The organism is Sphingomonas sp. CFBP 13733 (genome assembly GCF_014841795.1).
Classification (GTDB): domain Bacteria; phylum Pseudomonadota; class Alphaproteobacteria; order Sphingomonadales; family Sphingomonadaceae; genus Sphingomonas; species Sphingomonas aerolata.
On sequence record NZ_JACYUP010000005.1, the window covers coordinates 95,114 to 108,933 of the forward strand.

Annotated in this window: 11 protein-coding genes; 7 read left to right on the plus strand and 4 right to left on the minus strand. The window is 69.0% G+C overall.

Annotated elements, in window-relative coordinates; all coding sequences use genetic code 11:
* Positions 1-6: 6 nt before the first annotated feature.
* The 4 genes from IFT71_RS16525 to bchF are packed head-to-tail and all read right to left on the minus strand — an operon-like array spanning position 7 to position 6,935.
* Entirely contained in the window at positions 7-3,555 is a 3,549-nt protein-coding gene (locus tag IFT71_RS16525) for a magnesium chelatase subunit H (RefSeq protein WP_192142236.1), read from the minus strand.
* Positions 3,545-5,098, minus strand: a complete 1,554-nt coding sequence (gene bchB / locus IFT71_RS16530; RefSeq protein WP_192142238.1) for a ferredoxin:protochlorophyllide reductase (ATP-dependent) subunit B — start codon at positions 5,096-5,098, stop codon at positions 3,545-3,547. Before bchB ends, IFT71_RS16525 begins: the two co-directional genes overlap by 11 nt.
* Complete coding sequence (locus IFT71_RS16535; RefSeq protein WP_192142240.1) at positions 5,098-6,399, minus strand: ferredoxin:protochlorophyllide reductase (ATP-dependent) subunit N; 1,302 nt, start codon at positions 6,397-6,399, stop codon at positions 5,098-5,100. The genes bchB and IFT71_RS16535 overlap by 1 nt, the downstream gene beginning before the upstream one ends.
* A complete protein-coding gene (bchF, locus tag IFT71_RS16540) occupies positions 6,396-6,935 on the minus strand; it encodes a 2-vinyl bacteriochlorophyllide hydratase (RefSeq protein WP_192142242.1) in 540 nt (179 codons plus the stop codon). Before bchF ends, IFT71_RS16535 begins: the two co-directional genes overlap by 4 nt.
* Positions 6,936-7,290: 355 nt before the next feature.
* Between bchF and IFT71_RS16545 the strand changes: the two genes are divergently transcribed.
* The 7 genes from IFT71_RS16545 to IFT71_RS16575 all read left to right on the plus strand — a co-directional run bounded on the left by IFT71_RS16545 (position 7,291) and on the right by IFT71_RS16575 (position 13,742).
* The gene (locus IFT71_RS16545; RefSeq protein ID WP_206757455.1) at positions 7,291-8,064 is read left to right on the plus strand and encodes a cobalamin B12-binding domain-containing protein; all 774 of its coding nucleotides are present in this window, start codon (positions 7,291-7,293) and stop codon (positions 8,062-8,064) included.
* Between the two features lie 30 nt (positions 8,065-8,094).
* Positions 8,095-9,525: a transcriptional regulator PpsR gene (ppsR, locus tag IFT71_RS16550; RefSeq protein ID WP_192142245.1), complete on the plus strand. Its 1,431-nt coding sequence runs from the start codon at positions 8,095-8,097 to the stop codon at positions 9,523-9,525.
* 72 nt (positions 9,526-9,597) lie between these two features.
* A complete protein-coding gene (gene chlG / locus IFT71_RS16555; RefSeq protein ID WP_192142247.1) occupies positions 9,598-10,506 on the plus strand; it encodes a chlorophyll synthase ChlG in 909 nt (302 codons plus the stop codon).
* A partial coding sequence (locus tag IFT71_RS16560; RefSeq protein ID WP_446740770.1) for a BCD family MFS transporter occupies positions 10,503-11,875 on the plus strand: 1,373 nt, incomplete at its 3' end. The genes chlG and IFT71_RS16560, both read left to right, overlap by 4 nt.
* Before the next feature lie 11 nt (positions 11,876-11,886).
* Positions 11,887-13,008: a geranylgeranyl diphosphate reductase gene (locus IFT71_RS16565; protein WP_197976210.1), complete on the plus strand. Its 1,122-nt coding sequence runs from the start codon at positions 11,887-11,889 to the stop codon at positions 13,006-13,008.
* Between the two features lie 6 nt (positions 13,009-13,014).
* Complete coding sequence (locus IFT71_RS16570) at positions 13,015-13,497, plus strand: TspO/MBR family protein (RefSeq protein ID WP_192142249.1); 483 nt, start codon at positions 13,015-13,017, stop codon at positions 13,495-13,497.
* A gap of 89 nt (positions 13,498-13,586) precedes the next feature.
* The gene (locus IFT71_RS16575; RefSeq protein ID WP_192142251.1) at positions 13,587-13,742 is read left to right on the plus strand and encodes a hypothetical protein; all 156 of its coding nucleotides are present in this window, start codon (positions 13,587-13,589) and stop codon (positions 13,740-13,742) included.
* Positions 13,743-13,820 lie beyond the last annotated feature (78 nt).

Genomic DNA, 13,820 nt, shown 5'->3' on the forward strand with positions numbered 1-13,820 from the left:
TCGTCCTTATGCCGCGACCGCGGTGATACCCTCGAGGCGATCCTCGAGGTCGTCGCTTGCCGCGTGGAGTGCGGCCAGTGTTGCTGCGTCGGGCGACCAGAAATGCCGGTCGCTCGCTTCGATCAGGCGGTTGGCGACGCGCGCCGACGCCTTGGGGTTCAGCGTCGCCAGCCGTTCGCGCATCGCGTCGTCGAGCACATAGGTCTCGCTGATCCGCTGATAGACCCAAGGGCTGACGTCTCCGGTCGTAGCCGACCAGCCGAGCGTGTTGGTGACGTGCGCCTCGATATTGCGGACGCCTTCGAAGCCATGCTTGAGCATCGCTTCATACCAGAGCGGATTGAGCATCCGGGTGCGCGTCTCGAGCTCGACCTGTTCGGACAGCGTCCGGACCTTGGTCGCGCCCTGCGTGGCATCGACGATATAGACCGGGGCCGCGCTGCCACGTGCGCGCGTGATCGAGCGGCTGATCCCGCCGAGCGCATCGACATAATGGTCGATATCGGTGACGCCGAGTTCGACCGAGTCGAGATTCTGATAGGCGAGGTCGACACCCGCGAGCGCGGCCTTGAACAGATCGGCCTGGCGCGCGGGGGTGCCGGTGCGGCCATAGGCATAGCCCTTTTGCCGTTCGAACACCTCGGCAATCTCGTCGGGATCGCTCCACGCACCATCGTCGATCAGCAGGTTGACGTTCGCGCCATAGGCGCCCTCGGCATTGGAGAAGACACGCAGCGCCGCGGTTTCGAGGTCGCAGCCGGTCCGCTCGGCGTAGGCCAGCGCGTGCCGGCGCACCGCGTTGCGGTCGAGCGGTTCGTCCGCGGTCGCGGCGAGCCATGCGGCCTCCGCGATCATCCGCGTCTGGAGCGGCAGCAGGTCGCGGAAGATCCCCGACAGCGTGACGATCACGTCGATCCTGGGGCGACCGAGCTCGTCGAGCGCGATCAGTTCGGCGCCCGCGAGCCGGCCATAGCCGTCGAACCGCGGGCGTGCGCCGATCAGCGCGAGCACCTGCGCGATCTGAGTCCCCTCCGATTTGAGATTGTCCGTTCCCCAGAGCACCATGGCGAGCGTCTCGGGGAAGGCCGCGCCGCTCGCGGTGTGGCGCGCGATCACCTCGTCGGCCTGTGCAAGGCCCTGCGCCATCGCGAAGCTGCCGGGGATCCGGAACGGATCGAAGCCGTGGATATTGCGCCCGGTCGGCAGGGCCTTGGGGTTGCGCAGCACGTCGCCGCCGGGCGCCGGGCGGACGAACCCCGCATCGAGCGCATGGATCAGTGCACCGAGTTCGGGATTGTCGGACGAGAGCGACGGATCGGCACCCGCGGCGATCATCTGCGCGCGCATCGCCTCGGGCAGCGGCTGGCCGAGCACATGCAGGCCGTAGGGGATCAGCTCGCGTTCGACTTCGTAGAGATTGGCCGACAAGGCATCGAGATCGCGCGCGTCGAGATCGAGCGCGGCCGCCGAAGCGACGATCATCGGATCGAGCAGGTCGCGCTCCGCCTGCGATGGCGACGAGCGCCACCGCTCGAGCAACGCCTTGAGTTCGGTCATCCCCTTGTAAAGCCCCGCTTCCGCGAGCGGCGGCGTCAGATAGCTGATCAGGGTCGCACCCGAGCGGCGCTTGGCGATCAGCCCTTGGGACGGATTGTTCGCGGCATAGAGATAGAGGTTGGGCAGGTCGCCGATCAGCCGTTCGGGCCAGCAGTCGCCGCTCAGCCCCGCCTGCTTGCCCGGCATGAATTCGAGCGCGCCGTGCGTGCCGAAATGCAGGACCGCATCGGCTGCGAAATCTTCGCGCAGCCAGCGGTAGAAGGCGCTGAACGCATGGGTGGGGGTGAAGCGGCCCTCGAACAGCAGCCGCATCGGGTCGCCTTCATAGCCGAAAGCGGGCTGGATCCCGACGAACACCTGCCCGAACTGCGCGCCCAGGACGTGGATCGACGCGCCGTCGCTCTGTTGGCGGCCGGGGGCGGGGCCCCATTGCGCCTCGATCGCGGCCAGATGCGGCTCGCGCCGGACATGGTCGTCGGCGGGGATGCGCGCATGGACATTGGCATCGGCACCGTAGCGGGCGGCATTGCCGTGGAGCACCGCCTCGCGCAGCGCGTCGACATCGGCAGGAACCTCCACCGCATAGCCCGCGGCCGCGAGCGCCGTGAGCGTGGCGTGGAGCGACTCCCAGACGGCGAGATGCGCCGCGGTGCCCGTCGCCCCGGCATTGGGCGGGAAGTTGAAGAGCACGACCGCGAGCCTGCGCGCGCGTCGTTCGGACCGGCGCAGGTCGACCAGCCGCGCGACCTTGCCCGCCAGCGCCTCGGCGCGGTCGGGGCAGGAGCGCATCTCGCGCGTCAGCCCGGATTCGGTAAAGGTGCAGCGGCGTGCGCACCCGCTGCACGCGCCCGATCCGTCGGCACGACCGCCGAACACGCTGGGGACGACCGCACCGTCGAGTTCGGGGATCGCCACCATCATCGTCGCCTCGAGCGGCAACAGCCCCTGACGCCCCGCGCCCCATTGCTGGATCGACTGGAATTCGAGCGGATGCGCCGCGACATAGGGCACGTCGAGCGTGGCGAGGATCGCCTCCGCCGCCTCGGCGTCGTTATAGGCGGGGCCGCCGACCAGGCTGAACCCGGTGAGCGAGACGACCGCATCGACGATCGGCACGCCGTCGCGCATGAAGAAGCGCTCGATCGCGGGGCGCGAGTCGAGCCCGCTGGCAAAGGCGGGGATCACGCGCAGCCCGCGCGCCTCGAATGCGGCGATCGTGCCGTCATAATGACCAGTGTCGCGGCCGAGCAGATAGGAGCGCAGCATCAGCACGCCGACCGTGCCGCGCGAGCCCCCCACCCCGGGCAGCGCGTCCGCCCGGTCGGCGATCCGGCCCGGTATCGCCGGATGATAGACGCCGACTTCGGGATAGTCGTGCGGCGCGGCGGCGCGGACCGCATGGCCCGCATAACGGCCGGCGAGCGCCTGGATCATGCCGACGACATTGTCGTCGCTGCCCGCCAGCCAATATTGCAGCGTCAGGAAATAGGCGCGGACGTCCTGCGCGGTGCCCGGGATGAACCGCAGGATCTTGGGCAGCCGGCGCAGCATCCGCATCTGTCCCGCGCCCGACGAGGCGCCGGGCTTGGCGGATCCGCGCAGCCGCTTGAGCAGCGCGAGCGGACCGCTTGCCGGCTTGTCCATGCGATAGTCGCCGAGCCTGGTCAGCCGGACGATCTCGCTGCCCGACATCAGCCCGACCATCGCGGCGCAGGCCTCGCGGCGCGCGGTCAGCGCGGGGAGGACCGCGCGGATATGGTCGTCGAGGAACAGCATCGTCGCGATGACGATGTCGGCGCGGCCGATATCGGCGATGCAGCGATCGAGCGACCCGGTGCCGCGATCCCAGTCGGCCGCGGCGTGGAAGCCGATCGTGATCCCGCTATCGTCCGCGGCGAACCGTGCGGCGGCGCGTTCGGCGGCGCCCGACAGATGGTTGTCGAGCGTGACGATCACGACATGCAGCGGGACCGGGCGGCGGATGGCGCTATCGGGCATAATGGGCCTTCGCATCATAGAGCGTGTCGATCGTGATCGTTGCGACGTCGCGCTCGGCGGCGAACCGTTCGGTGTTGCGACGCGCCTTCCCGCGGACGAAGAAGGGGATCTTGAGCAGCTCGCGCTCGGCATCGGCGGACCAGACGCGTGCGGCGCTGGCGTCGGGGGCGGGGTGGGACGCGACCTCGGGAAATGCCGGCTGCGGCGCTGTCTCGGGCGCCACCGGGAGAGGCGCGAGATGGCTCGCGCCGGCCATGTCGCTGAACTCGAAATCGTCGCGGAACATCGTCAGCAGATGTTCCTCCAGCCCCATGACGAGCGGATGGACCCAGGTGTCGAACAGCACGTTCGCGCCCTCGAACCCCATTTGCGGCGAATAGCGCGCGGGGAAATCCTGGACATGGACGGGGGCCGAGATCACCGCGCACGGGATTCGGAGCCGCTTGGCGATATGCCGTTCCATCTGCGTGCCGAGCACCAATTCGGGCTGCAGCGCCTGGATCGCCTCCTCGACGACCAGATAATCGTCGGTGATCAGCGGCGTGACGCCGTAGAGCGCCGCGGCGGTGCGCAGGTCACGCGCGAATTCGCGGTTGTAGCAGCCGAGCCCGACGACCTCGAACCCCAGTTCGTCGCGCGCGACGCGGGCGGCGGCGATCGCATGCGTCGCATCGCCGAAGATGAAGACGCGCTTGCCCGTCAGATAGGTCGAGTCGACCGAGCGGCTCCACCAGGGCAGATGGCCGGGATCGCATGCGCCCGTCGGATCAATCCCGGTCAGCGCCGCCAGCTCGGCGATGAAGTCACGCGTCGCGCCGTGGCCGATCGGCACGGTGGTGACGACGGGCTGGCCGTGTTCGCGTGCGAGCCAGCGGCAGGCGGTGTCGGCGATCTCGGGATAGAGGCAGATGTTGAAATCGGCGTCGGGCAGCCGGGCAATGTCCGCGGTGGTCGCGCCGAGCGGCGCCACGACGTTCACCGCGATTCCCAGCGCATCGAGGATGCGGCGGACTTCGATCACATCGTCGCGGTGGCGGAAGCCGAGCGCGGTCGGGCCGAGGATGTTGGCGGTCGGGCGCGCGTTCGCCCGGTTGGGCGCGGGGCTGGCCGCGAGGGTCCGGACGAGCTGGTAGAAGGTCTCGGCTGCGCCCCAATTCTCCTTGCGCTGATAGCTGGGGAGCTCGAGCGCCACGACCGGGCAGGGCAGGTCCATCGCCGCGACCAGCCCGGCCGGGTCGTCCTGGATCAGTTCGGCGGTGCACGAGGCGCCGACGAGCATCGCGCCCGGCGTGAAGCGCGCATAGGCATCGCGCGCCGCGGTCTGGAACAAGGCCGCGGTATCCTTGCCGAGATCGCGCGCCTGGAAGGTCGTGTAGGTGACCGGCGGGCGCTTGCCGCGCCGCTCGATCATCGTGAACAGCAGGTCGGCATAGGTGTCGCCCTGCGGCGCATGGAGGACATAATGCACGTCCTCCATCGCGGTCGCGATCCGCATCGCGCCGACATGGGGTGGTCCCTCATAGGTCCAGACGGTCAGCTGCATCACACCCTCAGCAGGTCGCGCCGCCGCAGCGGTCGCGCGAAGAGGTCGGCGAGGTCGCCCGCCTGGTCGAAGCCATGGACGGGCGAGAAGACCAGCTCGATCGCCCATTTCGTCGTCAGCCCCTCGGCCTCGAGCGGGTTGGCGAGACCGAGGCCGCAGACGGTAAGGTCGGGGCGGTCCGCACGGACGCGATCGAGCTGGCGATCGACATCCTGCCCCTCGCTCAGCCGGGTCGCCGCCGGGAGCAGCGCGAGTTCGCGCGCGAGGTGGCGGCGGTGAAGATAGGGCGTGCCGACCTCGACCGGGATCATGCCGAGCTCGGTCGCGAGAAAGCGCGCGAGCGGGATTTCGAGCTGGGAATCGGGGAGGAAGCTGATCCGCCGGCCCTCGAGCACCGGACGTACATGCGCGAGCGCGCGCTTGGCGCGTTCGCGGCCGGGCGCGATCGTGCGTCGGAACTGCATCGCATCGACGCCGAACGCCTGGGCGGCGGCGTGCAGCCAGTCGGTCGTGCCCTCGGCCCCGAACGGAAACAGCGCGTCCAGCCGGGTCGCGCCGCGATCCTCGAGCGCGCGCGCCGTCTCCCCGAGAAACGGCTGGGCGAGCAGGAAGCGCCTGTTGGGCCCGACCGGCGGCATCGCGCCGGCGCGGCGCGCGGGCAGCGTATGGACGGGGCCGATGCCGAGCGCGTCGAACAGCCGGAGGAACTGGTCCTCGACGACATCGGGCAGCGCGCCGACGATCATCAGGCTCGGTTTCGCCGATGCGTCGGCGGCGAGGCCGGGCACCATCGCCGCGAGGCACGCATCCTCGCCCTCGGTGAAGGTCGTCTCGATCCCGCTGCCCGAATAATTGAGGATCCGGGTCGTGCCGCCATGCTTGACCGACAGCCGGGCCGCGGCGCGCGAGAGGTCGAGCTTGATCACTTCCGACGGGCAGGAGCCGACGAGGAACAGCAGCTTGATGTCGGGCCGGCGCAGCAGCATCTGGTCGACGATGCGGTCGAGTTCGTCATTGCAGTCCGCCATCCCCGCGAGATCGCGCTCCTCGATGATCGCGGTGGCGAAGCGCGGCTCGGCAAACACCATCACGCCTGCCGCCGATTGCAGCAGATGCGCGCAGGTCCGCGAGCCGACGACGAGGAAGAACGCGTCCTGGATCTTGCGGTGCAGCCAGATGATCCCGGTGAGCCCGCAGAACACCTCGCGCTGGCCGCGTTCGCGCAGCACGGGCGCGGCGTCGCATTCGGTCCGGCCAAGCTGCGGGGCGGTGGGCAGGGGGGTGGAAAGCGGGGCGGTCATGACGCGACCATGCCCGCCGGTGCGCGCTGCAACCGCGCGGCCCGCAGCTTGATCAGGAACTGCGCGGCATTGATCACGTAGCTCGCATAGGCCGCGAGCGCGAGCCACATACGTCCCGCCTCGCTGCCGAAGTCGCGGGCGAGCGCGACGAGATAGGCGGTGTGCAGCGCGAGCACGAGCATGCTCACCACGTCCTCCCAGAAGAAGGCGGGGGCGAACAGCCATTGGCCGAACACCTGCTTCTCCCAGATCGCGCCGGTGATCATGATCGCGTAGAGCGCGCCCGTCTTGACCACGACCGATATCGTCGCGGCAACCACGCCGTCGCCCGTCGCGAGATAGCGCAGGACCAGCGTGAGACTGACGAGGAAGATCAGGAACTGGATCGGTGCGAGCACCCCCTGGACCAGCGTCCAGGCCGACGAGTCGCGGCGCTCGCGCTGGTCCGGCGTGTAGAGCGGGGCGGCTGCCCGGCCGGAGCCCGGGACGGCCGCGCCGCCCTGCCGATCTGCCGGAGAAAGGTCGTTCGCTCGCATCGCGCCCCGCCTGCCCAAGTTCCGATCGGACCTTACGCCCGCCCCTCAAAAAGTGTCAAGTTATTTGGACGTCCATAATCCGGAACAGGTTGTGCGGTGCAGCAAAACCGTCCGGTTGTCAGTCAATTGCAAGTGGGATATGCTGCGAGTCGCCGCTAATCTGCCAAATGCAGGTCCCGGTCTGTAGTTGTTGGCGTGTCGACCAGGCTGGGGAGAGCCGGTAATGGCAGCGGTTACTCACTATTCGCGCGGTTTCCGGTGGAGCACCGGGTCGTTTGCACGTCGGGACTGGAGCGATGGCCGCCGAGATCTTGGTCCGGGGCCGCGTCGCGATGACGGGGACTATGATCGCCCTTTGTCGGCGCTGATCGAATGCGAGATCATTCCGCGGCTGATGGCTGCGCATGCCAGTGCGGCGATGCCCTCCGCCGAGATCGGGACGGATGGCCCGATCGACAGCGTCGAGGTGGGCATCTTCGCGCCGCTGGTGATGCAGGTCGATGCCGACCGCCTGCTTGCGCATATCGAGACGATCCTCGACCGCGGTGTTTCGGTCGAGACGGTCATGGTCGATCTGCTCGCGCCTGCCGCGCGTCTGCTCGGCGAATATTGGGATGATGATCGCTGCGATTTCGTCGATGTCACGATGGGGTTGTGGCGGCTGCAGGAAGTCGTGCACGAGATTGCCGGTCGCATGCCCAGCATCCGGACAGATCCGGGCGACCGGCATCGGGCATTATTCGCGTCGTTACAGGGCGATCATCACAGTTTCGGGACGATCGTCCTCGACGAGGTCTTTCGGCATGGCGGCTGGCTGACGGACCGGATCAACGACGCGGAAACGCCCGTGTTGCTGGATGCCGCGACGGCGGACTGGTTCGATATGATCGGATTGACGATCAGTTGCGACTGCCATATCGCCGGACTTGCTTCGATCATTGCTGCGTTGCGAAGGGTTTCGCGAAATCCTCGTGTCTGCATCATGGTCGGCGGCGCGATTTTCAATGCAGACCCGGATCTCGCCACCAAAGTCGGCGCCGATGGTACCGCGTCCGATGCGAAACTCGCGCTGAAACTGGCCGGCGATCTTCTCCGCGAAAGCGCATGGGGGACCACGGCGTGTAATTGATTGCTGCAGATTGGAGCGCGACGCTCGTCGATGGACAAGACTATCGCCTCTTCCCCGCATCTGGCCTTCGCCCGCCCCGACGCCGCGCCCGGGGCCCTGAGCGCGCGCGTGGCCGCGTCACTGCTCGCGGCCGTCGGCGACGTCGCCTTCATCCTTGCCGCCGATGGGCGGATCCTCGACGTTGCGGTGTCGCAGGGTGATCTTGCCAATCACGGCTTTGCCGGCTGGGTCGGCGAACGCTGGATGGACACGATGACGGTCGAAAGCCGTCCCAAGGCGGCCGAGATGCTCGCGGCGGCGGGCAGCCCCGAACCCGCGCGCTGGCGACAGGTGACGCATCCCGCGGCGGGTGGCGATGTGCCGGTCCGCTATCTGGTGATGTCGCTCGGCACTCCCGATCGGCTCGTCGCGATCGGTCGCGACCTGCGCGGTGCGGCGGCGACGCAGCAACGGCTGCTGCAGACCCAACAGGCGCTGGAGCGCGACTATATCCGCCTGCGCCAGGCCGAGACGCGGTACCGGATGTTGTTCGACATGGCGTCCGATGCGATCCTGGTCGTCGACGCGGGCTCGCGCCGTATCCGCGAGGCGAACCCGGCGGCGCTGCGGCTGCTCGATGCCGCCGCCGATACGCTGGTCGGTGCGCCGGTCAGCACGATCGTCGACCCGCATGATCGCGACGACCTGGTCGCGCATCTCGGTGCGGCGGAGGCGGCGGACGATGTCGCACCGGTTGCGGTGCGCCTGAACGATCGCGCGATCGACGTGCGGATCGACGCGAAGCTGTTCCGTCAGGCGCGCAGCCCGTCGCTGATCGTCCGGATCGAGGCGGTCGAATCGGTCGTCGGTGCGCGGCGGCACGAGGCGACGCTCGGCGACGTGGTCGAGCGCATGCCCGATTCGTTCGTGCTGGTCGATCGCGACTTGGTGGTGCTGACCGCGAATGCCGCCTTTGTCGAGCTGACCGAAATGCCGTCGATCGAGCGGCTGATCGGCGCGCGGCTGGGCGCGTGGCTGGGTCGGCCGGGCATCGATCTCGAGCTGATCGTCGCGCAGCTGCGTGAACATGGCTCGGTCCGCAACGTCGCGACGATCCTGCGCGGCGCGGCGGGTGCGCAGGCCGAGATCGAGGTGTCCGGCGTGGTCGCGCCAATGGGTGGCAGCGAGTGTTTCGGCTTCACGATCCGCCATGTCGGACGTCGCCTTCGCCAAGTGCCGCTGGTCGCACACGACACGCCGCGATCGGTCGAGCAGCTGACCGAGCTGGTCGGACGCATGTCGCTGAAAGAGATCGTGCGCGAGAGTACCGATCTGATCGAACGGCTCTGCATCGAGGCGGCGCTGGCCTATACGTCGGACAACCGTGCGTCCGCGGCGGAGGTGCTCGGCGTGAGTCGGCAAAGTCTCTATTCGAAGCTTCATCGCCACGGCCTCGGCAATCTCGTGTCGGGCGACGGCTGAACGCGCGAGTGTCATCGGCATTGGTGTCAACATATGTTGACAGATAAGGGTGTCTGATCCTAGTTTCGCGACATGGATCGCCTGTCCGCTTCCCGTGTCGCGATGCCGCCGCCCGCGGCCCGCGACGTGCTGGAACTGCTCAAGCCGGTCACCTGGTTTCCACCGATCTGGGCGTTCCTGTGCGGGGTCGTATCGTCGGGCGTTCCGCTGGGCGATCGCTGGCCGTTTCTTGTCGGGGGTATCCTGCTGACGGGGCCGCTGGTCTGCGGGACGAGCCAGGCGGCCAATGACTGGTTCGACCGCCATGTCGACGCGATCAACGAGCCGCTGCGGCCGATCCCGTCGGGGCGGATCGCCGGCAGCTGGGGCTTGTGGATCGCGATCGCGGGCAGCCTGATCTCGGCGGTGGTCGGGGCTGCGATGGGGCCGCTGGTGTTCGCGGCGACCGGCGTCGCGCTGGCCTGCGCCTGGGCCTATAGCGCGCCGCCATTCCGGTTCAAGGCAAGCGGGATCTGGGGGCCCGCGGTGGTCGCGCTGACCTATGAGGGGCTGACCTGGTTCACGGGCGCGGCGGCGATGACGGGCGGCTGGCCCGACGTTGCGGTGCTGGTCATACTCGGCCTCTACATCGCCGGCGCGCACGGTATCATGACGCTCAACGACTTCAAGGCGGTCGAGGGCGACCGGATGATGGGGCTGCGCTCGCTGCCGGTCGTGCTAGGGGTGGATCGCGCCGCCCGGCTGGCCTGTATCGTCATGGCGGTCCCGCAGGTCGCGGTGATCGGCCTGCTGGCGCTATGGGGGCACGGGCTTGTCGCGCTGCTGGTTGCGACGTTGCTGGCGGGGCAATTGGCGCTGATGGTGCGGCTGCTGCGCGATCCGCTCAAGAACACGCCGTGGTATAACGCGACCGGCACGACGCTCTATGTCCTCGGGATGCTGGCGTCGGCGTTCGGGCTCGGCGGGGTGGCGGGGTTGTGAGCGTGGTCCCGCTCGGCTGGCTCGGGATCGTGCGGCTCGGGCTGGTGCAGAGCGCGATCGGCGCGATCGTGATGCTGGCGACCTCGCTGCTGAACCGCGTTATGGTGGTCGAATATGCGCTGCCCGCGGCGCTCCCCGCCGGTCTGGTCGCCTGGCATTATGCGGTCCAGCTGTCGCGACCGGTCTGGGGGCATGGTTCGGATCGCGGCGCGCGGCGGACACCCTGGATCATAGGGGGCATGGCGGTGCTCGCGCTCGGCGCCTTGCTCGCGGCCGGTGCGCTGCCGCTGCTCGCCGCACGCGCGCCCGGGGGGCTGGCGCTCGCGATTGCCGCGTTTGCGATGATCGGCATGGGCGTCGGCGCGGCGGGTACGTCGCTGCTGGCATTGCTCGCGACCCGGGTCGCGCCCGAGCGGCGCGCGGCGGCGGCGGCGATCACCTGGATCATGATGGTCGCGGGGATCGCGTCGACGGCGGGAGTGGCCGGTGCGCTGCTCGAACCCTTTTCCGCAGCGCGGCTGACCCGGGTCGCGGCTGGCGTCGCGGGGTGCGCGTTCGCGCTCGCGGTGGTGGCCCTTCTCGGTGTCGAGGGGGCTGCACCGTCCAGGGCGCTCGCCACGTCGGTTGAAACGTCGCGGCGAGGGGAGCGATCGGCTACACTGACGACGGCGTTGCGGACGATCTGGGCCGATAGCGAGGCGCGCCGCTTCACGCTCTTCGTCTTCGTCTCGATGCTCGCCTACGCCATGCAGGATCTGATCCTCGAGCCGTTCGCCGGGCTGGTGTTCGGGCTCGCGCCAGGGGCCTCGACGCAGTTGTCGGGGGTGCAGCACGGGGGTGTGCTCGTCGGGATGATCGTCGCGGGGGTCGGCGGCGGGGCGTTTGGCGGCGGGCGGGGTGAAGGCGGGGAGACGCGCGGGCTGCGCTGGTGGATCGGTGGCGGGTGTCTCGGGTCGGCGGCGGCGCTGGCGGGGCTCGCGCTGGCGGCGCGGATCGGGCCGGGCTGGCCGCTGACAGCCAATGTCGCGCTGCTCGGCCTGGCCAATGGCGTCTTTGCGGTCGCGGCGATCGGCGCGATGATCGCGCTCGCGGGAAGCGGGCAGGCAGAGGGGCGGGAGCAGGCGGGACTCCGCATGGGCGTGTGGGGCGCAGCGCAGGCGATCGCCTTCGGGCTTGGCGGGTTGCTCGGCGCGACGGGCGTCGATCTCGGGCGGAGCTGGATCGACTCTCCCGCGACCGTCTTCACCCTGGTCTTCCTGGCCGAAGCGCTGGTCTTCGTCGTTGCCGCAGCGCTGGCGATGCGCAGGCCGGGTCGCCAGCAGGACATGACGCCAGTCGCGCGCGCGCGCGGCGGCGGCATGACGACCTANCGCTGCCGAGCTGGCGCAGGCGGGGCGATCGGTGCTGCTGCTCGATCGCGCGGGCAGGATCAAGCCGTGCGGCGGCGCGATCCCGCCGCGGCTGATCCGTGATTTCGCGATTCCCGATCATCTGATCGTCGGGCGGGCGCGAACTGCGCGGATGATCGCGCCGTCGCGGCGTGCGGTCGACATGCCGGTCGATCCGAGCGGCGCGGGCGGCTATGTCGGCATGGTCGACCGCGACACGTTCGACGAGTGGCTGCGCGACCGTGCTGCCAAACAGGGCGCGGAGCGGCGCACCGGGCGGTTCGAGGCGATCGTCCGCGACGGCGATGGTGGCGCACAGGTCCGCTATACGGATGGCGAGGGCGATCATCGCGTCCGCGCGCGGTGCGTGATCGGTGCGGACGGCGCCCGGTCGCGCGTCGCCGAGGCGGTGTTCGACGATGCGGTGCGCAACCTGTGCGTCTTCGCCTATCACGAGGTGATCCGTACACCGCAACCCGGCACCGCGGCGTTCGACCGCACCCGGTGCGACGTCTTCTATCAGGCCGAATTTTCGCCCGATTTCTACGGCTGGCTGTTCCCGCACGGCGACACCGCGAGCATCGGCGTCGGCAGCGCGCACAAAGGGCATGGTTTGCGTGACGCGACCAGCCGGTTGCGCGTGCGGCTCGGGCTCGATTCGTGCGTGACGCTGCGTCGCGAGGGCGCGCCGATCCCGCTGCGTCCGTTGCGGCGATGGGATAATGGCCGCGACGTGCTGGTGATCGGCGATGCCGCGGGGGCGGTCGCGCCGGCCTCGGGCGAGGGGCTCTATTACGCGATGCTGTCCGCGCGGTTCGCTGCCGAGGCGGTCGATACCTTCCTCGCCAGCGGAGACCCCAGGGCGCTCGGCGCGGCGCGGCGGCGGTTCATGCGCGCACACGGGCTGGTGTTCCGCATCCTCGCGATCATGCAGCATTTCTGGTACCGCGACGATCGCCGCCGCGAGCGGTTCGTGGCGATGTGCGCCGACCGCGACGTCCAGCATCTGACCTGGCACGCCTATATGAACAAGCGGCTGATCTATGCACGGCCGCTCGCCTATGCGCGGATCTTCGCCAAGGACATGCGGCATCTGCTGCAGACCGCGAGCTGATGTGCGATGGATAGGGTCTGGATCTTTCCGGTGTGCATCGCGGCATTGCTCGCGACATTGGTGGCGCTGGTGGGCGCGACGATCATCGATACCGGTTCTTGGTATGGCAGCTTGCTCAAGCCCCATTGGGCACCGCCCGACGCCGCCTATGGGCTGGTTTGGACCGCGATCTACAGCTGCACGGCGCTGGCGGGCGTGACGGGGTGGCGGGCGATTGCGGGGTGGCGCGAGCGCGAATGGCTGCTCGGCCTGTTTGCGGGCAACGGGTTTCTCAACATCCTGTGGAGCCTGGTCTTCTTCCGCCTGCAGCGGCCCGACTGGGCGTTCGCGGAGATGGTCGTGCTCTGGCTGTCGATCCTGGTGCTGATCGTCGTCCTGGCCCGGCATTCGCGGTCTGCGGCAGCGCTGTTGCTGCCCTATCTGCTGTGGGTGGGGTTCGCGGGTTACCTCAATCTGGCGATCGTCCAGCTCAACGGACCCTTTTCCTGACCTGGCTATTCGCCAGCGGGCACGCGGTCGATATCGTGCTGGGGGTCATCGCCCTCGAACTTCTCTGGCTGCGACGGCAGGGGTGGAGCATGGCGACCGCGGCACTCCGGCTGACGCCGGGCATGCTGATGCTGGTCGCGCTGCGCGCCGCGCTGACCGGGCTCGACTGGCCTTGGATCGCGGTGCCGCTCATCGTCTCGCTCCCGGTCCATCTCGCCGATCTGGCGCGGACGGCACGACGCTGAATGTCGGTTAGCCAGTGTGCAGGACCGGGCCTGGCGTTTCACACCCTGCTCTGCGGCGACCGGGCCATGGTCACGCGG